At 72.8% G+C, this 19,250-nt stretch carries 15 protein-coding genes and 1 pseudogene; 8 read left to right on the plus strand and 8 right to left on the minus strand.

Translation table 11 applies throughout. The features are described from left to right. Positions 1 to 19: 19 nt before the first annotated feature. Positions 20 to 674 (minus strand): annotated as a pseudogene (locus BGP03_RS35730) (MFS transporter). Between the two features lie 103 nt (positions 675 to 777). Between BGP03_RS35730 and BGP03_RS02725 the strand changes: the two are divergent. Both BGP03_RS02725 and BGP03_RS02730 read left to right on the plus strand, forming a co-directional pair. Next, the gene (locus tag BGP03_RS02725) at positions 778 to 2,523 is read left to right on the plus strand and encodes a glycosyltransferase family 39 protein (RefSeq protein ID WP_298799636.1); all 1,746 of its coding nucleotides are present in this window, start codon (positions 778 to 780) and stop codon (positions 2,521 to 2,523) included. 171 nt (positions 2,524 to 2,694) lie between these two features. Continuing rightward, positions 2,695 to 2,898 (plus strand): cold-shock protein, encoded by a 204-nt coding sequence (locus tag BGP03_RS02730; RefSeq protein WP_185721642.1) that lies wholly within the window; start codon positions 2,695 to 2,697, stop codon positions 2,896 to 2,898. Positions 2,899 to 2,950: 52 nt separating this feature from the next. On the opposite strand, the gene BGP03_RS02735 is transcribed toward BGP03_RS02730, so the two are convergent. Continuing rightward, positions 2,951 to 3,487, minus strand: coding sequence for a TetR/AcrR family transcriptional regulator (locus BGP03_RS02735; protein ID WP_296370964.1), 537 nt, complete (start codon positions 3,485 to 3,487; stop codon positions 2,951 to 2,953). A 50-nt stretch (positions 3,488 to 3,537) separates the two neighbouring features. Between BGP03_RS02735 and BGP03_RS02740 the strand changes: the two genes are divergently transcribed. Continuing rightward, positions 3,538 to 4,758 (plus strand): MFS transporter, encoded by a 1,221-nt coding sequence (locus BGP03_RS02740; protein WP_298799635.1) that lies wholly within the window; start codon positions 3,538 to 3,540, stop codon positions 4,756 to 4,758. Here BGP03_RS02740 and BGP03_RS02745 read toward each other — a convergent pair. Further along, the gene (locus BGP03_RS02745; RefSeq protein ID WP_298799726.1) at positions 4,727 to 7,090 is read right to left on the minus strand and encodes a transglycosylase domain-containing protein; all 2,364 of its coding nucleotides are present in this window, start codon (positions 7,088 to 7,090) and stop codon (positions 4,727 to 4,729) included. The two genes, BGP03_RS02740 and BGP03_RS02745, sit on opposite strands and share 32 nt — an antisense overlap. Before the next feature lie 251 nt (positions 7,091 to 7,341). Between BGP03_RS02745 and BGP03_RS02750 the strand changes: the two genes are divergently transcribed. Then, entirely contained in the window at positions 7,342 to 8,607 is a 1,266-nt protein-coding gene (locus tag BGP03_RS02750) for a geranylgeranyl reductase family protein (protein WP_298799634.1), read from the plus strand. 97 nt (positions 8,608 to 8,704) lie between these two features. On the opposite strand, the gene BGP03_RS02755 is transcribed toward BGP03_RS02750, so the two are convergent. The 3 genes from BGP03_RS02755 to BGP03_RS02765 form a co-directional block, all read right to left on the minus strand. Then, the gene (locus BGP03_RS02755) at positions 8,705 to 9,529 is read right to left on the minus strand and encodes an NAD(P)-dependent oxidoreductase (protein ID WP_296370967.1); all 825 of its coding nucleotides are present in this window, start codon (positions 9,527 to 9,529) and stop codon (positions 8,705 to 8,707) included. Further along, on the minus strand, positions 9,529 to 10,662 hold the full coding sequence (locus BGP03_RS02760; protein WP_298799633.1) for an acetyl-CoA C-acyltransferase: 1,134 nt from the start codon (positions 10,660 to 10,662) through the stop codon (positions 9,529 to 9,531). Before BGP03_RS02760 ends, BGP03_RS02755 begins: the two co-directional genes overlap by 1 nt. Positions 10,663 to 10,742: 80 nt before the next feature. Continuing rightward, positions 10,743 to 11,225, minus strand: a complete 483-nt coding sequence (locus tag BGP03_RS02765; RefSeq protein ID WP_296370969.1) for an SRPBCC family protein — start codon at positions 11,223 to 11,225, stop codon at positions 10,743 to 10,745. Positions 11,226 to 11,242: 17 nt separating this feature from the next. Here BGP03_RS02765 and BGP03_RS02770 point away from each other — a divergent pair, with 17 nt between their 5' ends. Next, the gene (locus tag BGP03_RS02770) at positions 11,243 to 11,497 is read left to right on the plus strand and encodes a hypothetical protein (protein ID WP_296370970.1); all 255 of its coding nucleotides are present in this window, start codon (positions 11,243 to 11,245) and stop codon (positions 11,495 to 11,497) included. A gap of 11 nt (positions 11,498 to 11,508) precedes the next feature. Here the strand turns inward: BGP03_RS02770 and BGP03_RS02775 are convergent, their stop codons facing one another. Together BGP03_RS02775 and BGP03_RS02780 are read right to left on the minus strand one after the other, a co-directional pair. Continuing rightward, a complete protein-coding gene (locus tag BGP03_RS02775) occupies positions 11,509 to 13,086 on the minus strand; it encodes a glycosyltransferase family 39 protein (RefSeq protein ID WP_296370971.1) in 1,578 nt (525 codons plus the stop codon). A 56-nt stretch (positions 13,087 to 13,142) separates the two neighbouring features. Next, positions 13,143 to 13,538: a hypothetical protein gene (locus BGP03_RS02780; protein ID WP_296370972.1), complete on the minus strand. Its 396-nt coding sequence runs from the start codon at positions 13,536 to 13,538 to the stop codon at positions 13,143 to 13,145. Between the two features lie 577 nt (positions 13,539 to 14,115). Here BGP03_RS02780 and BGP03_RS02785 point away from each other — a divergent pair. The 3 genes from BGP03_RS02785 to BGP03_RS02795 are packed head-to-tail and all read left to right on the plus strand — an operon-like array spanning position 14,116 to position 19,202. Then, entirely contained in the window at positions 14,116 to 16,797 is a 2,682-nt protein-coding gene (locus BGP03_RS02785; protein ID WP_298799632.1) for a non-ribosomal peptide synthetase, read from the plus strand. A gap of 49 nt (positions 16,798 to 16,846) precedes the next feature. Next, positions 16,847 to 18,388, plus strand: coding sequence for an oligosaccharide flippase family protein (locus BGP03_RS02790; protein WP_296370974.1), 1,542 nt, complete (start codon positions 16,847 to 16,849; stop codon positions 18,386 to 18,388). Positions 18,389 to 18,401: 13 nt separating this feature from the next. Further along, positions 18,402 to 19,202 (plus strand): glycoside hydrolase family 16 protein, encoded by an 801-nt coding sequence (locus BGP03_RS02795; protein WP_296370975.1) that lies wholly within the window; start codon positions 18,402 to 18,404, stop codon positions 19,200 to 19,202. Positions 19,203 to 19,250 lie beyond the last annotated feature (48 nt).

Here is a 19,250-nt window from a genome sequence, read left to right on the forward strand (position 1 = left end):
GTGGCACCGATGTGGTAGATCACCGCGATCCCCGTGGCGGTGGCCGCGGAAAGGCCGGCGCCGCCGTCGTCGGTGGCCCCGGGGAACGTCGGGTAGAGCTGCCACACCTCCGGCTCGTGCACCGGGTCCGGATCAGCAGGCTGATCAGCGCCGGGACGATGCCGAGCGCGAACAGCCAGCGCCACGGCAGCCCGAGATCCGTCGTGACCAGCAACGACGCGCGCGACGCCAGCAGGTAGCCGAGCGAGTGGCCCTGCTGCAGCACGCCGGAGAAGAAGCCGCGGCGCTTCGCGGGGATCCTCTCCGCCGCCGGCGCCGCCGATGCCGTAGAGCAGGCGCAGCACCAGCAGCACCAGCAGCACCGTGAAGTCCGGCGCGTACGCGCACAGGACGCCGACCACGGAGGAGCACGTGACGTCGACGAGCAGCGGGACGCGCCGGCCCCTCCGGTCGGCCCACAGCCCGAAGATGACGGCCCCCACCGGGCTCATCAGCAGCGTGGCCGTGGTCAGGAACGCCATCTGCGTGAGCGAGACGCCGAAGTCCCCGGCGATGTCGGCGTCGACGAACACGACAATGGAGTAGTCGAACGTGTCCATCATCCGGCCGGGCAGCGCGGCGGTGAAGGAATTGCGTTGATCGGGTGTGAGCGGAGTGGCGGTCGAACCGAACATTCGCGGCACGCGACGCGCGGAAATCCGACCTCACCGGGCCGGAATCACCGTTGTCCGAACCGTCCCTTTCGACCGCGGGAACAATTCCTTCTATCGTCGGGCCATGACGCTGCGACGAGGGTGGCCGCTCGCGGCCGTGGCCGTGCTGGCCGCCCTCGCCTACGGCCGGGCGATGGTCCGCGAACCCCTGGGGCCCTACGACGCCGCCGCGGTGCGCAGCATGGCCGGCAGCTGGCACGACGTCGTCTTCGGCGCGTTCGACCCCGCAGGCACGGTCTCGCTCGACAAGCTGCCGGGCGCGTTCTGGCTGCAGGTCCTCTCGGCGCGGCTGCTGGGCGTCCACACCTGGGCGCTCGTGCTGCCGCAGGTGGCCGAGGGCGTCCTGACGGTCCTGGTGCTCCATCGCGTGGTGCGCCGCTGCGCCGGGCGGCCCGCCGGGCTCGCCGCGGCGGCGGTGCTGGCCGCCAGCCCCGCCGTCGTCGCGCTGAACCGCGGCAGCATCTCCGGCTCCCTGATGATCCTGCTCGTCGTCCTGGCCGCCGATGCCGTGGTGGGCGCCCTCCAGGACGGCCGCGCGTGGCGGCTCGCCCTCGCGGGCGTGTGGATCGGGCTGGCGTTCCAGGCGACGATGATCGAGGCGTGGCTCGTGCTGTCGGCGCTCGCGGTCGCGGTGCTCGTCGCCGCCCCCGGTCCGCTGCGGCGCCGGATCGGCGGGGTGGCCGTCGGCGGTGTCACCACCGCGGTCGTGTCGCTGCTGTGGATGGGCGCGGTGAGGCTGGTGCCCGTCGCCGCCCGCCCCTACGCGGACGGGAGCGTCACGAACTCGGTCTTCGAGCAGGTCCTCGGTTACAACGGCCTGGCGCGTGTCGGTGCGCAGAGCCCGTTGCAGGTCCTCCCCGGCCAGGGCCTCGACGTCGCCGCCGGCGCTCCCCCGGGCTGGGACCGGCTGCTCACCGGCGACCTGGGCCGCGACACCGGCTGGCTGCTGCCCGTGGCCCTCGTCGCCGCCGTCGCCCTGCTGCTGTCGCGGCGCGGCGAGCCCCGCACCGACCCGGTCCGGGCGGCCGTCCTGCTGTGGGGCGTCTGGGCGGTCACGCTCGGCGTCGCGTCCTCGTGGGCCGCCACGATCAACGGCTCCTACACGGCCGCGCTGGCGCCCGCGGTCGCCGCGCTCTGCGGGATCGGCGCCGCGACGGCGTGGGCGCACCGCGCCGAGGCCCCGACGCGGGTGGCCGTCGTGGTGGCGGTGCTCGGCGCGGCGGTCTACGGGGCCGCGCTGCTGTGGGAGTCCACCGCCCCCGCCTGGCTGCTGCCCACCCTGGTCGCGGTCTCGCTCGCCGCCCTCGTACTGGTCGCGGTCCGGGTCGAGCGGGTCGGGCTGGGGGTGGCCGCCCTCGCCGTGCTGCTGGTGCCGGCCACGGCGTCGGTGTCGCTGGTCCTTCACGGCTACGGGGCGTTCGACACGCCGTTCGAGTCGAGCACCGCGGCCCGGGGAATCCACCGGCTGTTCGTCGCCACACCGGCCCGGGCGGCTCGCCCGCTCCCGGCCCTCGGGAAGGCCCGGGCGGGGGCGCCCGACCTGCCCGCCGGGCCGTCGTCCGCCGTCACGTCGGTGGTCAGCTACCCGACGGCCCAGGAGGTGCTGCCCATCGGCGGGTCCACCGGCACCCAGCCCGTCCGACGCTCGACGGGCGGCGCGCCGACATCGCCCGCGGTGCGTTCCACCTGGTACTCGCGTTCCCGGGCGACGACCCCTGCTGGTCTGGATCGCGACGCACCGCCGGGCGGTCGACGCGCGACACCGCCGCTCAGGAGCTACTACTGCCTACCCGCCGACGCGACCGGGTGAGGAGAGCGTAGAGTTCACCACAAGGTCGTCGGTTTCGGTTGTCGTGTCATGCACGCCCATTGGGACGAGATGGTGGGCGAGTGCGATGTCACGAGGACGTCGTGTGGACCCATCTGGTCGGCCGGGACAACCCGCACAGTGCGGGGGTCCCATCGAACAGGAGTTCATCGCATGGCACAGGGCACCGTGAAGTGGTTCAACGGCGAGAAGGGCTTCGGCTTCATCTCGGTCGACGGTGGCGGCGCTGACGTCTTCGTCCACTACTCCGAGATCGACGCGGGCGGCTTCCGCTCGCTCGACGAGGGCCAGCGCGTCGAGTTCGAGGTCGGCCAGGGCGCCAAGGGCCCCCAGGCCACCGGCGTGCGCGTCGTCTGATCCACAGCACACCAGAGCCCGTCTCCCTCCGGGGAGGCGGGCTCTTTGCGTGTCAGCCCAACAGCACCGAGACGAGCCCCCTCGCCCAGTCGGCATCCGCCGGGCGTCCGGTGAAGATCGCCCGGTAGTACAACGGGCCGAGCAGCAGGTCCGCGGCCCGCTCGACGTCCGGGGCGCCTCCCCCGCGCTCCAGGATCGCCGCGAGCTGCGCGTGCCGGTCCGCGACGCAGGCGCACCCGCCCTCCTCCCCCACCCCGATGGCCGCGCGCATCACCGCGAGGGTGTCGGGATCGGCGAGGTCCGTGGCCACGTCGGCCATCCAGGTCTCGAGGTCGCCGCGCAGCGAGCCCGTGTCCGGCACGACGATGTCGCCGCTGAACCGGCTCGCCGCCACCGACGCGAGCAGCTCACCGAGCGTGCCCCAGCGCCGGTAGACCGTGGTGGGGTGCACGCCGGCCCGCGCCGCGATCACCGGCATCGTCAGCGCCTCGGGCGAGCTCTCGGTCAGCAGCTCCTCCACCGCACGGTGGACGGCGGCACGCACCCGGGCCGAGCGGCCGCCGGGACGCGGGGGAATACCTGGGGTCACGCCAGCCATTCTCCCTAACGCAACGATCGCTGCAGAACTGGGAGTGCCACATGCTGTCCCGCTCCGTCTCCTTCGTCGCCGTCACGGCGATCACGGCGCTGTTCATGGCCGCCTCCAGCGCCCCGACGCCGCTGTACGTCGTCTACCAGCAGGCCTGGGGCTTCTCCGCCGCCACGCTCACCGTCGTCTTCGCCGTCTACGTGCTGGGGCTGCTGGGCTCGGTGCTGGTGGTCGGCGCACTGTCCGACCACGTCGGACGCCGGCCCGTGCTCGCCGTGGCCCTCGCCCTGGAGATCGCGGCGCTGGTGCTGTTCCTGCTGGCCGACGGCGTCACGGTGCTGCTGGTCGCCCGGCTCGCGCAGGGCATCGCCACCGGGGCCGCGATCACCACGCTCGGCGCGACGCTGGTGGACCTCGACCCGCCGCACGCCCCCGGCCGCGCGGGCACCACCAACGGCGTGGCGACCGTGGGCGGCCTGGCCGTCGGGGCCGTCGGGTGCGGCGCGCTCGTCCGGTTCGCGCCCGCTCCCACCCACCTCGTGTACGCGCTGCTGCTGGCCGGGATGGTGGCAGCGGCCGTGGTCGTGGCCCGGATGCCGGAGACGTCGGCGCGGCGGCCCGGTGCGCTCTCCTCCCTGCGCCCCCGCGTCGGGCTGCCGGCGCGGCTGCGCCCGGAGTTCCTCGCCGTGGTCCCGACGGTGATCGCCAGCTGGGCACTGGGCGGGCTCTACCTCTCGCTCGGCCCGTCGGTGGCGGCCACCCTGTTCGGCCTGCGCGACCACCTCGTCGGCGGGTTCGTGGTGACGCTGCTGTGCGGCACGGGGGCGGTCACCGCGTTCGCGCTGCGCCACCGCGCCGTCCCCCGCGTGCTCCTGGCCTCGTCGGTCCTGCTCGCCGCCGGTACGCTGGCCACGCTCGGTGGCATCGAGGCCGGCTCGGTCGCCCTCGCCGCGGGCGGCACCGTCGTCGCGGGCGTCGGGTTCGGCGCGGCCGCGCTCGGCACCTTCGGCACGTTCGCCCGCATCGCCGCCCCGGCCGAGCGCGGCGAGCTGTTCGCGGTCGCCTACACGATCGCCTACCTGGCGTTCAGCGTCCCGGCCGTGGCCGCCGGCGTGGCCACCGGCCTGGTGGGGCTGCGACCCACCGCCGAGGTCTACGGGTCGGCCGTCGTGCTCCTGGGCGTCGCCGCGCTCGTGGCCCAGGGCCTGCTCGCCCGGAGGCTCGCGATGCAGGGGCGCGTCAGTTCGCCGGTGGCGGCCCCGCGCTCGTGAAGATCGTGATCGGGGTGCCCGCACCGACGTTGCCCTGCGGGCTCTGGCCCACCACCGTGCCGCGCGGCGAGAGCGATCCGATCATCTGCTGCGTGGACGGGTAGCCGGCCTGCTGCAGCGCCTGCGCCGCGGCCGGCCCCGCCTGTCCGATGACGAACGGCACGATCTGGCCGTGGTCGCCCTCGGTGAGGTAGGCGGGGTCCGGTCCCGGGACGGGCACGTCGGGCTGCCCGGCGAGGATCTGGTTCATGGCGTCGAAGTAGGGGGGCGCCGCCACCGTGCCGCCGAACGCGCCGTGCCCGCAGTTGCCCAGGTGCACCGGCGTGCCGGGGCAGACCTCCTGCGGGTGCGAGCCGTCGGCGAAGACGAACGACGCCGCCGCGTAGTGGTCGACGCCGCCGACGAACGCCACCGACTCGCTCTCGTTCGTGGTGCCCGTCTTGCCGATGTCGGGATGGTGCCAACCGGCGCGGGCCGCCGCGGCGGCCGAGGTGCCCTTCGTCGTGTCGGCGCTCAGGCCCGCGGCCAGGGTGTGCGCCAGCCCCGGCGACACCACCTGCTGGCACGGCTCCTGGTCGACCTGCACCGGCTTCCCGTCGCGGTCGGTGACCGAGAGGATCGGGTTGGGCGGGCACCACACACCGTCGCTCAGGATCGTGGCGGAGACGTTGGACATCTCCAGCGTGCTGACGGGGCTGTCACCGAGCGTGAACGACAGCAGCCCCTGGAAGTACCGCGACATCGGCTCGTTGTACTGCGGGTCCTTCGACTGCGGGTCGGCCGGGTCGGTGATCGGCGTGCCGCCCGCGTCGTTGGCCGCCAACGTGTGGCGCAGCCCGAGGCGCTCGGCCATCTGCACCACCGCCGGCATGCCGGTGCGCGACTCCAGCCCGACGAACGCGACGTTGGGCGAGGTGGCCAGCGCGTCCTGCAGGCTGATCGGGTTGGGGTAGCTCGTGCCGTCGTTGGCCACCGGGTAGCACCGGGTGTAGCGGTTGGTGACGGGCGGGGTGAAGCAGTCCGAGCCCGGGTTGGGCAGGGCGGAGGTGAAGCCCACGGTGCCGGCCTCGAGCGCCGCCGCCGTCGTGAAGATCTTGAACGAGGAACCGGCGCCGAACACGTTGCTCGGGTCGGCCACGATGTTGGTGGAGCGCTCCCCCTGCGTCGCGTCGGTGCCGAAGTTGCGGTTGGACACCATGGCCAGGACCTGGTGGCCGGTCTGCCCGGGCTGGATCAGCGAGAACGTGTTGGCCACGCCGTCCTGCGTGGTGGGCACGTTCTTGTCGACCGCGTCCTTGATCGTCTGGCTGGCGGCGGGGTCCATCGTGGTCTTGATCGTGTAGCCACCGGTGGAGATCTCGTCCGACGACAGGCCGGACTGCTTGAGGTAGGTCACGACGTAGTTGCAGAAGAACCCGGCGTCGGGCGCGGCGGACATGCAGGTGCTGCCCGGCACGACCGGCCCGTTCGGGACCACACCCAGCGGCGCGGACTTGGCGGTGTTCCCGGCGTCGGCGGCCAGCGAGCCGCTCTGCACCATCGCGTCGATCACGGTGTTGCGCCGCTGCAGCGCCTGCCCGGGATGCGTGTAGGGGTTGTAGAGGTTCGGGTTGTTCACCATTCCGGCCAGCAGAGCCGACTGCGGAATGGTCAGTTTGTCCGACGTGGTGCCGAAGTACGCCTTGGCCGCCGCGCCGACTCCGTACACGTTGCCGGAGAACTCCACCACGTTGAGATAACCGGTGAGAATGTCCTCCTTCGGCACGCTCTGCCCGATCTGCAGCGCGAGCTCGGCTTCCTTGACCTTGCGGGAGAACGTGTCGGCGCGGTCCTGCTGCTGGGCGGCCGGGTTCTGCCGGTCCACGACGTTGATCAGGTAGTTCTTGACGTACTGCTGGGTGATCGTCGACGCGCCCTGCGTGCTGCCGCCGGAGCTGTTGTTCAGCGCCGCGCGCAGCACGGCGCGGGGGTCCACGCCGGCGTCCTGGAAGAACCGGCGGTCCTCGATCGCGATGATCGCCGCGTCCATCGGGCGGGATATCTGCTGGTAGGTGACCGGGAGCCGGTACTGGTCGAACAGCTGGGCCAGCAGGCCGCCGTTGCGGTCGAGCACCGTGGTGACGAGCGGCATGTCGGTGGAGGTGATCTGCGAGGTGTCGACGCCGGACGCCGCGTCGTCGACCGAACCGTTGACCTGGTTGGACAGCAGACCCGCTCCGAGCACCACCGGCGAGAGCAGCCCCGCCAGCACCACACCGGCGAGCGCACAGGCCCCGAGCAGGAGGGCGAGCGACCGCCCACGACGAATCCGCGGCCTCGTGTCGTGCTGCATCCCCACGGCACAAACGTACGCCCGGCCCCCGTGCTTTGCCGGTGCCACCCGTTCCCACCTGCGACGAATCGGAATTCCGTGACGATAAGGTCGGGAGCCTGTCGGCACGTCGTCGCTGCGACGGCACGCGCGAGGACGGCACGTTCCGCGACACGGTGGTCCTCGGCGTCCCGGCCGACGGGTGGCCGACCGTGCGTGCGGTAGTCGGGCGTCACAGCGCGGGCACCCGGACCGGCCGGGATACTGGCGGTATGTCCGTCGACGTACAGGCCTCCCCTCCCGCCCGCACCGACGTCCTCGTCGTCGGGGCCGGGCCGGCCGGGGCGGCCGCCGCGGCGTGGTCCGCCCGCGCCGGTCTCGACGTGGTGCTCGCCGACGCCGCGGTGTTCCCGCGCGACAAGGCCTGCGGCGACGGGCTCACCCCCCGCGCCATCGCCGAGCTGGACAGGCTCGGGCTGGGCGGCTGGATCGACGGCCACGGCACCAACCGCGGGCTGCGCGCCGCGGGCTTCGGCCAGGAGCTGATGCTGCCCTGGCCGGGCGGGTCGCTGCCCGACCACGGCAGCGCCGTGCCGCGCCTGGAGCTCGACGCCCGCATCCGCGACGTGGCGCTCAAGGACGGCGCGGTGCCCGTGGAGGGCGCCCGCGCCGTCGACGTCACGCGCGACGGCGGGCGCGTCACCGGCGTGGTGTTCGCGGACGGCCGGACGATCGCGTGCAAGCGCCTGGTGGTGGCCGACGGCGCGAAGTCGACGCTGGGCCGGCTGCTCGGCCGCGAGTGGCACCGCGACACCGCGTTCGGGGTGGCCGCCCGCGGCTACATCAGGAGCGGTCGCAGCGACGACGAGTGGATCTCCTCGCACCTGGAGCTGCGCGGTGAGCAGAACGAGGTCCTGGCCGGGTACGGCTGGGTGTTCCCGCTCTCGGACGGCGAGGTCAACATCGGCGTCGGCACGCTGGCCACCGCGAAGCGGCCCGCCCAGATCCGTCTGCGCAGCCTCATCGAGCACTACGCCGACGCGCGCCGCGGGGACTGGCAGCTCGACGGCCCCGTCCGCGCGCCGTCGTCGGCGCTGCTGCCGATGGGCGGCGCCGTGTCGCACGTGGCGGGCACGAACTGGGCCCTGATCGGCGACGCGGCGGGGTGCGTCAACCCGCTCAACGGCGAGGGCATCGACTACGGCCTGGAGACCGGCCGCCTCGTCGCGGAGCTGATGGCGCAGGAACGCCACCTCGGCACGGGCTGGCCCGCCACCCTGCGCCACCACTACGGCCAGGCGTTCTCCATCGCCCGCCGCCTCGCCGGCCTGCTCACGCTGCCGAAGCTGCTGCCCCTGGCCGGTCCGGTCGGGATGCGCTCCACGGCACTGATGACCGTGGCCCTGCGGGTGATGGGCAACCTCGTGACCGAGGAGGACCGCGACGTCACGGCCCGGGCCTGGCGGGCGGCCGGCACGCTCTCGCTGAGGCTCGACGACCGCCCCCCCTTCCCTGCGGCCGACCTGCGCACGGCCTGAGCACGGCCCGGGCACGCCGCGATCAAGGCGACATGGTCGCCCGTGGTGCTCCACGGACGACCATGTGCCCTTGATCACCGCACAGGGGGCTGGCCGGTCAGCGCTCGTCGACGAAGAAGTCGAGCTCCGGGTCGTCGGTGCCGCCGTACGGGCTCAGGTCCGTGACGCCGGCCGCCGCGAGGACGTCCACGTCGATCAGCGTCTGGCCCGTCGGCTTCGCCGGGTCGGCCAGCAGCGCCACGGCGGCATCGCCCATGATCTCCGGCGTGCGGGCCCGGCTCGCCGCCTCCGCGCCGCCCAGCAGGTTCACCACGGCAGCGGTGGCGATCGTGGTCTGCGGCCACAGGCAGTTGGCGCGGATGCCGGCGTCGGCGAACTCCGCCGCCCACCCCAGCGTCAGCAGGCTCATGCCGTACTTGCTGATCATGTAGGCCGGGAACCTGCCCAGCCACTCCGGCGCCAGGTTGATCGGCGGCGAGAGCGTGACGATCTGCGCGTCCGGCGACTTCCGCAGCGCACCCAGGCACGCCTGCGTGAGCAGGAACGTGCCGCGGGCGTTGATCTGCTGCATGAGGTCGAACCGCTTGGCGGGCAACGCCTCCGTGCCCGCCATGTTCAGCGCGCTGGCGTTGTTGACCACGATGTCGATGCCGCCGAACGACTCGACGGCCGTGGCCGCCGCCCGCGCGACGTCGGCCTCGACGCGAACGTCCCCGACGACGGCCACCGCCTTGCCGCCCGCGGCCTCGATCTCCTCCACCGCGGTGTGCACGGTGCCGGGCAGCCGGGGGTCGGGGGTGTCGGTCTTGGCCAGCAGCACCGCGTCGGCGCCCTCCCGGGCCGCGGCGAGCAGGATGGCGAGGCCGATCCCCCGGCTCCCGCCGGACATGACGATGGTGCGACCCGCGAGCCGACCCGCCATCAGATGAGCTCGAGGATGGTGGCGTTGGCCTGGCCACCGCCCTCGCACATCGTCTGGAGGCCGTAGCGGATGCCGTTGTCGCGCATGTGGTGCACCAGCGTGGTCATGAGCCGCGCACCCGAGCCGCCGAGCGGGTGGCCCAGCGCGATCGCGCCGCCGTTCGGGTTGAGGGACTTCGCGTCGGCCCCGATGTCCTTGAGCCACGCCATCGGCACGGGCGCGAACGCCTCGTTGACCTCGAACGCGCCGATCTGGTCGATCGAGAGGCCCGAGCGCTTCAGCGCCTTGACCGTGGCCGGGATCGGCGCGGTCAGCATGATCACCGGGTCGGCGCCCGCGAGGACCGCGGTGTGCACGCGCGCGATCGGGGTGAGCCCCAGCTCCGCCGCCTTCTCGCTGGTCATCATCAGCAGCGCGGCCGAGCCGTCGGAGATCTGCGAGCTGTTGCCCGCCGTGATCACGCCGCCCTCGGGCTTGAACACCTTCTTGAGCCCGGCGAGGCTCTCCACCGACGACCCGCGGCGGATGCCCTCGTCCTTGCTGACGTCGCCGACGGGGGCGATCTGTGCGTCGAAGCGGCCCTCGTCCTGCGCCGCCGCGGCCTTCTCGTGCGACGCCGCCGAGTACTCGTCGACCTGCGTGCGGGAGAAGCCCCACTGCTCGGCGATCATCTCTGCGCCGACACCCTGGTTCGGTCGCACGTGGTTGTAGCGCTCCGCGAACGCCACGCCGAACGGGTCGGCACCCTGCAGCGTGGAGCCCATCGGCACCCGGCTCATCGACTCGACGCCGCCCGCGACGACCACGTCGTACTGGCCCGCGATCAGCCCGGCCGCGGCGAAGTGCACCGACTGCTGGCTGGAGCCGCACTGGCGGTCGACCGTGACGCCGGTGACGGTCTCCGGCCAGCCCGCCGCCAGCACCGCGTTGCGGGCGATGTCGAACGTCTGCTCGCCGGCCTGGGAGACGCAGCCCCAGACGACGTCGTCGACCAGTGCGGGATCGACCCCGCTGCGCTCGGCCAGCGCCGTGAGCACGTGGGCCGACAGGTCCACCGGGTGCACCCCCGAGAGCCCGCCGTTGCGCTTGCCGACCGGCGTGCGCACGGCCTCCACGATCACTGCGTCCCGCATGACGACTCCCTCGTTGCAGCCCGGTTCGGTTCGCCCACTGTAGCGGTCATCGCTGACTGTTTCACTGTGACGTCACACCTTTACGGGGACACACCGAGATGCTGGAGCAGGTTGGCCGAGAAGCGGTCGCCCATCCGCTGCATCGTCTCCTGCATCACGGTCGTGACGGCGGGCGAGGCGAGCCGGGGCAGCGGCAGGTCGACGTCCAGGGTGAGGCTGATCGCGAGGTGCGTGCCGCCCTCGACGTCGGCCAGCACGTAGCTGCCCTCGGCGCCGGTGCGCTCGCCTCCGCCCTTCGGTGGCTCGTGGGTGTAGTCGATGCGCTTCTCCGCGTCGAAGATCATCCGCTCGGTGAACACCGGGCTGATGCCGATGCCCAGCACCGACAGGCCGACCAGGTGCCACCGCCACAGGTCTCCCTCCGAGTCGCGGCCGGTGTCGATCCGGCGCAGCAGCGGCGTGAGCTTCGGGAGCAGCACGGGATCGGTCAGGACCGTCCAGATGGCGGAGCGCTCGGCGGCCACGACGGCCTCGGACTCGGTGGTGGCGGAGAAGCGGCTCATAGGACGATTGTTGTCGCATGAGTTCTGAAGCGCCCCCCGGGACGCCGGGCCACGGCGGCGGGATCACCAGCGTCCGCCGCCACGCCGGCAAGGTCCACCGCTCCGACGAGACCGACGAATGGGTGATCCGGTACGAGGTGATCTGCCCGGACTGCGGCGACGACGGCGGACCGTTCGACGAGCAGCCCGCCCCCGTGCAGCAGGTCCGCGGGCCCTACCCGGACTTCGTGGAGGCCCGGAAGGCCGTGGCCCGGCACACGGGGGCGGGCTGAGCCCGGCCCCCTCAGGCGCCCGGGCGCAGCGCCCAGATGTCGCACCCGTTCGCGGCGCTCGTGCGCACCGGCTGCGCGTTGGTCGCGAGCCAGGCGGCCAGCGGGCTGCCGGCCGGCACCAGGTCCGGCTCGTAGTTGACGAAGAACTTCGCACCCTGCTGGGCGTAGCCGGCCAGGAACGACGGCTGGAGCTGGTCCGCGGCGAGGCTCCAGCCCTTCCGGTCGGCCAGGTAGAAGATCGTCGGCTCCTCGTAGTTGTTGGCCGTGCCGCGGTCGACCGCCAGGCTCGTGGTACTGACCACCACGAGGTCACCGGGCTGCGAGACCTGGTCGAGCTGCGCCGAGCACGCCCCGTACACGCCGCTCTGGTCGCGGAAGGACGCGACGAAGACCATCGCGCTCTGGGTGAACAGCGCCAGTACCGCGACGACCGCCGCTGCGATGCGCACCGTGAGCGACACGCGGCCGCGCAGCCACGCGGCGATCCCCTCGGCGCCGATCGCGATCAGGATCGCGGCGAACGGCAGCGAGAAGATGTGGTACTGCGGCCCCAGCTCGGAGCTGTAGCGCGCCACGGCGAAGTAGAAGACGACCAGCGCCGGGAACCCGGCGGCCAGGATCACCGGGCCCCGGGCCTTCCACGCCAGCCAGGCCCCGAGCAGCGCCACCGGCACGCCGATGATGCCGTAGATCAGCGTGGCCTCGATCGTCACGTTGCCGGTGTAGAACAGCGACGACGTCCAGATGGCGAGGTTCCCGAACTTGCTGTCGCCGCCGGAGATCACGCCGAACGTGTTGCCGTAGGTGACGTAGAGCTCGTGGGCGTGCCACAGCCACAGCGCGGGCAGCACCAGCGACGCGAGCGCCGCGACGTAGAGGGAGGGCCGCTTGAAGCGGTCGCGCGCCGAGATCGCCAGCCAGATCAGCAGGATCAGGAAGACGTGCAGCGAGGTGGGCTTGGCCAGCGCGGCCATCGACGCCGCCGCGGCGGCCGCCACGAGGTGGACCAGGCGGTCCTGCGTCAGCCACCGCTCGAAGAACAGCAGCGTGAGCAGGTAGAAGAACAGGACGGTGACGTCCGGCATGAACGCGTTGCCGTAGGTCATCACCGCGGGTGAGACGACGTAGGCGATGAGCGCCCAGCGGGCCGTCCGCGGCGGGACCAGCCGCTTCACCAGCGTCCAGAACACCGCGAGGCCGCCCACCGTGAACGCCAGCGAGACCAGGCGCCCGACCCACGCGTGCTCCCCGAACACGTGGAACAGCGCCGCGGAGATCCAGGGCAGGATCTGCAGCTCGGCCTCGACGTAACCGGGGCCCGAACCACCCCAGTTGACCTGCGGGTAGAAGAGGTTCATGCCGCCCACGAAGAAGTTGTGGGCGATGGTCGCGGTGTCGGCCGGGCGCCAGATGTCACCGAGCCAGGGCATCGGGAGGAAGGCGCGGACCACCGAGAGGACGACGACGACGCCGACCACTCCCAGGGCCGCACGTCCGAGGCCGTCGCCCCGCAGGGCGGGGGCCGGGCCGCCGGGGGGCGGAACGGGCTTCTCGAGCGTGCCCGTGCCGCGGCTGTCCGTACTTGACATCAGAGAACTCCTGCAGAGAGAAGACGGTGGGAAGGACGCGCAGAGATGCAGGACGTCTATGTGCGCATGATGCAGAGCAGGTGGGACGCCGGAGCCCGGGCGGTCGGCCCTCCCTCGACGGCGACGGGACGCGCCGCCCCGACGTCCGGGCGGTGGATGCCGGCCACCACGACGACCGGCAGATCGCGGGTGGTGGTGCCGCCCTGCGCCACGACCGCCGCGGGGTGGTCGCCCCGGTGGCCGCACCCGTCGCCCGGGCCGTCGGCGTTCTGGTCCGGCGGATCGCCGACCACGGCCCCGTCGGCGAGGGCGTCGGGGGTGACGCCGAGGCCTGCGGCGGCGACGCGGCCCGCCCCGTGCGCGGAGGTGTGCTCCTCGAAGCAGCAGCACAGCGTGGCGAGGCCCACCAGCAGACCGGCCACGACGGCCGTGACGACCACGGAGTCCGTCACGAACCGGTTCCTCCGCACAGCGGTCGCCATTCCGTGGACCTTCCCGGCCGTTTCGAGCAGTTCTCCGACATCGTGGTGCGAATTCGCCGAAGCGTCCCCCACCGCGGCTGTGGCGGGCAGCTTAGGGGACCGTCGCTGAGCCCCCGCTGAGGAACCGACGGGGCGGATCGTCCGGGGATGCCCGGACACCCGGCCCGTTCGGGAACCCGGCGCCGACTACGGGCCACGACATCCGCTGCTCCCCCTGCGGACACTCCCCGTGACCTGCGGCCACCCGCTCTCACCCGACGGATCGGGCAGCTACCGAGCCCACCTCTCCCAGTCGGGTAACGGTTCGTGATCGGTACTCGATACGATGCCTGCGACAACTTCACAGTTCCCGCGGGATGGGAACGGCGTAGATCATCGAGACTCCCCAGTCGGTGACGTGCGGCCCACCATCGCCGGAAGATCAATGATGATCGACGGGCCCCTCCCGCGCTGCGCCACCTTTCCGCCCCCGACACGGCACGACCTGCGGCCCCGCTCCCCCACCGTGGCCCGGTTGTCCCGCCCGTAACCAGGGAGAGCCTCGAGCATGACGATCGCCGCCACCACCTCGGAACCGCAACCACTCGTCGTCCCCGGTGAGGTGCGGTCGGTCGTCGGGAGATGGCGCCTCGTGGCCCGGGCGCTCGGCGACTCACCGGCCATCAGCTCCCCGGACGCGAGCTACACGTTCGCCCAGGTCGACGCGCTCAGCGACGCCGTGGCGGCCCGCCTGCTCGCGGCCGCGCCCGCCGACGGCACCCCCGTGGTCACCGTCCTCGACCACGGCGCCACCGGCATCGTCGGCCTGTGGTCGGTGATGAAGGCCGGTCGCATCCTCGTGGCGCTCGACGCCCACCTGCCCGCGGAGCGGCTGCGCCAGATCGTCGACCTCGCCGGGGCCACCACGTGCGTCGCCGACGCCGACCACGCCGATCTGGCCGCCGAGCTCGGCATCCCGAACGTCCTGCGGCTCGACGAGCTCACGGCCGACGTGGACACCACCGACCCGCTCGCGCTGGCCACCCACCGCGCCGCGCTCGCCGACGTCCCCGTCGCCGACCACGACGACATCCTCAACATCGTGTTCACGTCGGGGTCCACCGGTGTGCCCAAGGGCGTGATCACCACGCACGGCTCGGCCCTCAACGACGCCTACGCCGGCCAGACGCAGTTCGGCATCGGCACCGACGACCGCCTCACCCAGGTGCTGCCGCTGTCGTTCGCGGCCGGGTTCACGATGATGATGATGGGCCTGCTCAACGGCGCCGGGATCTGGGCCTACGACCCGCGCGACCGCGGCGTCCGGGGCCTGGAGCCGTGGATCGCCCAGAACGGGCTCACCACCCTGCACTGCACGCCCCACCTGCTGCGCTCGCTCGTGAGCACCCTGTCGGCCGGCCAGACGCTGTCCACCGTGCGCCTCGCCGCCACCGTCGGCGAGGCCGTCTACGGCCGCGACTACGAGGCGTTGCGCCCGCACCTGCGCCCCGGCGCGTCGTTCTTCAACTGGACCGGGTCGTCCGAGGTCGGCAACCTGTCCTGCCACGAGATCCCCTTCGGAGCCCCGGAGCAGGAGGGCGCCGTCCCGGCCGGGCGCGTCGTGCCCAACAAGGAGCTGCGCGTCCTCGACGAGAACGGCGACCCCGTCGCTCCCGGTGAGGTCGGCGAGCTGGTCGTCGTCTCGGACTTCCTGTCGGGCGGCTACTGGCGCAACCCGGAGGCGGCCGCCACCAAGTTCGGCCGCAACGACCGGGGCGAGCGGTTCTGCAAGCCCGGCGACATGGGCCGCGTCGAGGACGGTGTGCTGTCCTTCGCGGGCCGCACCGACGCCGCGGTCAAGATCCGCGGCTACCTGGTGGACCCCAGCGAGGTCGAGGCCGCCGTGCTCGACTCCGACGCCGTGAGCGAGGTGTCGGTGATGGCCGTGGTGCGGCCGCCGGCGGCGAGCTACCTGGTGGCCTACGTCGCGGCCGACACCCGCTTCCGCGCCGAGTCCCCCGCGATGATCCGCCGCCGGCTGCGCCTGCGGCTGCCCGAGTACATGGTGCCGTCGGTGATCGTGCAGGTCACGTCGCTGCCGCGCAACGAGCGCGGCAAGGTCGACCGCCAGGCGCTGCCCCCGGCCGAGCCGGCCAAGCCCACCGCCCCGCCCACCACGCAGTGGGAGATCGTGCTGTCGGACCTGTGGGGCGAGGTGCTCGGGCTCGACTCCGTCGGGCTCGACGACGACTTCATGGAGGTCGGCGGCGACTCGCTCACCGCCGAGGAGATGTTGACGCTGGTCAACGACCGGCTCGGCATCGCGCTCGTCTCGTCCGATCTGATCGAGGCGCCCACCCTGCGCCAGTTCACCCAGCGCGTCACGCTCGGCTCGGCCTCGCTGCCCAGCCACCCCGACGTCGTCGCGCTGCGCACCGGCGGCGCCGGCACCCCGGCGTTCTGCTTCGTCGGCGGCGGCTCGCTCGCCCTGACGTTCGTGCCGATCGCGCGCCATCTCGGCGACCGCCCCGTCTACGCGTTCCAGGCCCACGGCCTCGAGCAGCGGGCCATCCCGGACAAGAGCGTCGAGGCGGCGGCCGCGCGGGCACTGCAGATGATGCGCGTGATCCAGCCCCGCGGCCCGTACGTGATGGTCGGCCACTCCTTCGGCGGCCTGGTGGCCCTGGAGGCGGCCCGGCAGCTGGAGCAGGCGGGCGAGACCGTCCAGCACGTCACGCTGCTCGACACCTACCAGCCCGGCAACTCGGTCGGTGCGCTCGCGCCGTCGGCGTCGGAGCAGCCGTCGCTCACCACCCGCCCGGCCGGCCCGCGGTCGGTGGTGCGCCGGAGTCTGAGCACCGTCGCGCGCCCGGTCAAGTCCCAGATCGAGGCCCGGCTCGTGTCCGTGCTGCCCGACGGCCTGCCCGAGCTCGAGCAGCTCGGCGACCGGGTGCGTGCGCGCCTGGCGGGCATCGTGCCGTTCTCCGGGCAGCGCCAGTTCGACGCCTTCTTCGACCACTCCGGGCTCGTCGCCCGCAAGTACGCGCTGCGCCCGCTCACCACGCCGGTGCTGCTCGTGCTGGGCGACAACAACCCCGACGGCGCCGACGCGTGGAGGCCGCTGCTCACCGGGCCCCACACGATCGTCGAGATCCAGGCCGAGCACAGCTCCCTGATGCGCGAGCCGCACGCCACCACGGTGGGCGAGCTCATCCAGGCGGAGCTCGACAAGGCACCCGGCGGGTCGTGAGATCGAGCGCGCCACGGCGACGGGTGCCCGCGCCGCGGCGGGCGAGCTGATGAGCCGCCACCGCGCGGACGCCCCACCCCGACACGCACCGGCCGACCCCGAGACCGTGGCGTTCCGGTCCGTCGGAAAGGACCCGACCGACCTCGACACCGTCGTGCTGCCCGTCGTCGCCGGCGGTGGCGGCAGCGCGATGTCCGGCCTGTTCGGTCGCGGCCTGCTCTACGCGATCGTGCCGGCGTTGCAGCTGCTGTCGGCCACGCTCGTCTCACCGGTGCTCGCTCACCTGCTCGGCCCGTCGGAGTTCGGCGACCTGGCCACCGCCATCGCCGTACACCAGCTGCTCGTGGTGCTGGCCGTCATCGGTCTCGACCAGGCCCTGGTGCAGCAACGGGCCGAGGACGGCGACGACCACACCGCTCGCGGCCTGGTCATGGTCGGCGCCGTGCTGTCGGGCGCCGTCATGGTGGCGGTGTTCCTCACCGGCCCGCTGTGGAGCCCTCTGCTGGGCTTCGGCGGCGGCTTCACCGGCGTCGTCGTCGCGATGGTGCTGTGGACGCTGCCCGCCGCGACCAATCAGATGATCATGGGCCTGCTGATGAGCCAGGACCGCTTCCCGCGGTTCGCCGTGATCAGCATGCTGTCGGCCGTCGGCGGGCAGGTCGTCGGCATCGGGCTCGTGGTCGTGTCGGGCAGCGACTCCGCCGCGGTCTACGCGTGGGGCACCGTGATCAGCCAGTACCTCGCGCTGCTGATCGGCATCGGCTACGTCCGGCCCGCGCTGCGGGGGCTCGTGGACACCGCGGCGATCGGGCGGGCCGTGCGTCTCGGCGTTCCGCTGATGATCACGGTGCTGTTCGCGTTCGTGCTGAACGCGGGCGACCGCGTGCTCATCCAGCGCATCCTCGGCGCCGAGGAGACCGGCCGCTACCAGGTGGCCTACACCGTCGGTTACGTCGTGGTGCTCCTGATCGGCTACACCACCCAGGCCTGGACGCCGCGCATCTCCGCGATCTCGGACGTGCGCGAGCGCTGCGGGGTGATCGCGCAGTCCCGCGACGAGCTCTACAAGCTGCTCGTGCCGGTGATCCTCGGCATCACGCTCGCCTCGCCGGTGCTGCTGCGCATCGTGGCCCCCGCGAGCTTCGACCCGGAGACGCTGCTGGTGGTGGTCTACCTGGTGGCGCTCGCGGCGTTCCCCGTGGCCGCCAGCAACGGGACCGGCCGGCTGCTGGTCACCCAGCGCCGCGGCAAGCCGCTCGCGCTGTGCGCGTTCGCCGCCGCGGCGGTGAACATCGCGCTCAACGTCGTGCTGCTGCCGGTGATGGGCATCGCCGGCGCCGCGCTGGCCACCGCGATCGCGTTCGGGCTGGAGGCGCTGCTGCTGCGCCGGGTCGTCCCGCGCCTGCCCCACCTGGACCGTACGCCGCCCGTGCTACTCATCACCGTGGTGGCCGCGTGCGCGGTCGCCGGGGCGTCGTGCGCGCTGCCCCAGACGCTGTGGTGGAACGTGGCGCGCTTCGCGATCGCGCTGGCCTGCTTCCCGTGGCTGCTGGTGCGGCTGCGCGCGTCCCGTCAGGCGGCGGCCGCGTAGGGAGGAGGTCGGGATGCGGCTCCTCGCGGCCCTCCTCGCCCTCGCCCTCGTCGTCACCGCGTCGGACCCGGTGGCCACCGGCGCGCAGGCCGGCGCCACCATCGGGGCGGCGGGCAACTACCTCTTCGACGACGAGTTCGACGGCACCGCCGTGGACACCTCGGTCTGGAGCGTGCTCAGCCGCGGCGGCGACGCCAGCAACCACGAGGCCCAGTGCTACGTGCCGGGCAACGTGAGCGAAGGCGGCGGCAACCTGCAGATCACGTCGAAGGTCGACTCCTCCTGCCGCGGCTACCGCTACACCTCCGGCATGGTGCAGTGGACGAACGCCACGTTCACCTACGGCACGATCGAGATCCGCGCGAAGGAGTCCGGCGGGCAGGGGTCGTGGCCGGCCCAGTGGCTGCTCGGGGCGAAGTGCCAGGTCGCCAACCTCACCACGGACGAGAACGTGGGCGGCTGCGACTGGCCGAATCCCGGCTCCGACGAGATCGACATCGCCGAGTTCAAGACGAGCGGGCCCGGTACGGTGCTGCAGAACGTGATCTCCGGCCGCAGCGGCTTCCTGACCTGCGCCGAGACGATCTCGCCCGCCGACGCGAACTGGCACGTCTACGCCCTGACCAGGACGCCGACCGCGGTCACGTGGAGCGTCGACGGCGCCACGACCTGCACCCAGCGCACCGTCGTCCCCACCGACCCGATGTTCCTGATCATCAACAACGCGATGGGCGGCGACGGCGGCGGCCGCATCGACCCGGGCGACTTCCCGCAGACGATGCTCGTCGACTACGTCCGGGTGAAGAAGTCATAGCGCGACGGCGAGTATGAGCAGGTCACACCCACATGCACCCCATGAGCC

This window comes from Pseudonocardia sp. 73-21, from assembly GCF_001899645.1.
In the GTDB taxonomy this organism is placed as follows: domain Bacteria; phylum Actinomycetota; class Actinomycetes; order Mycobacteriales; family Pseudonocardiaceae; genus Pseudonocardia.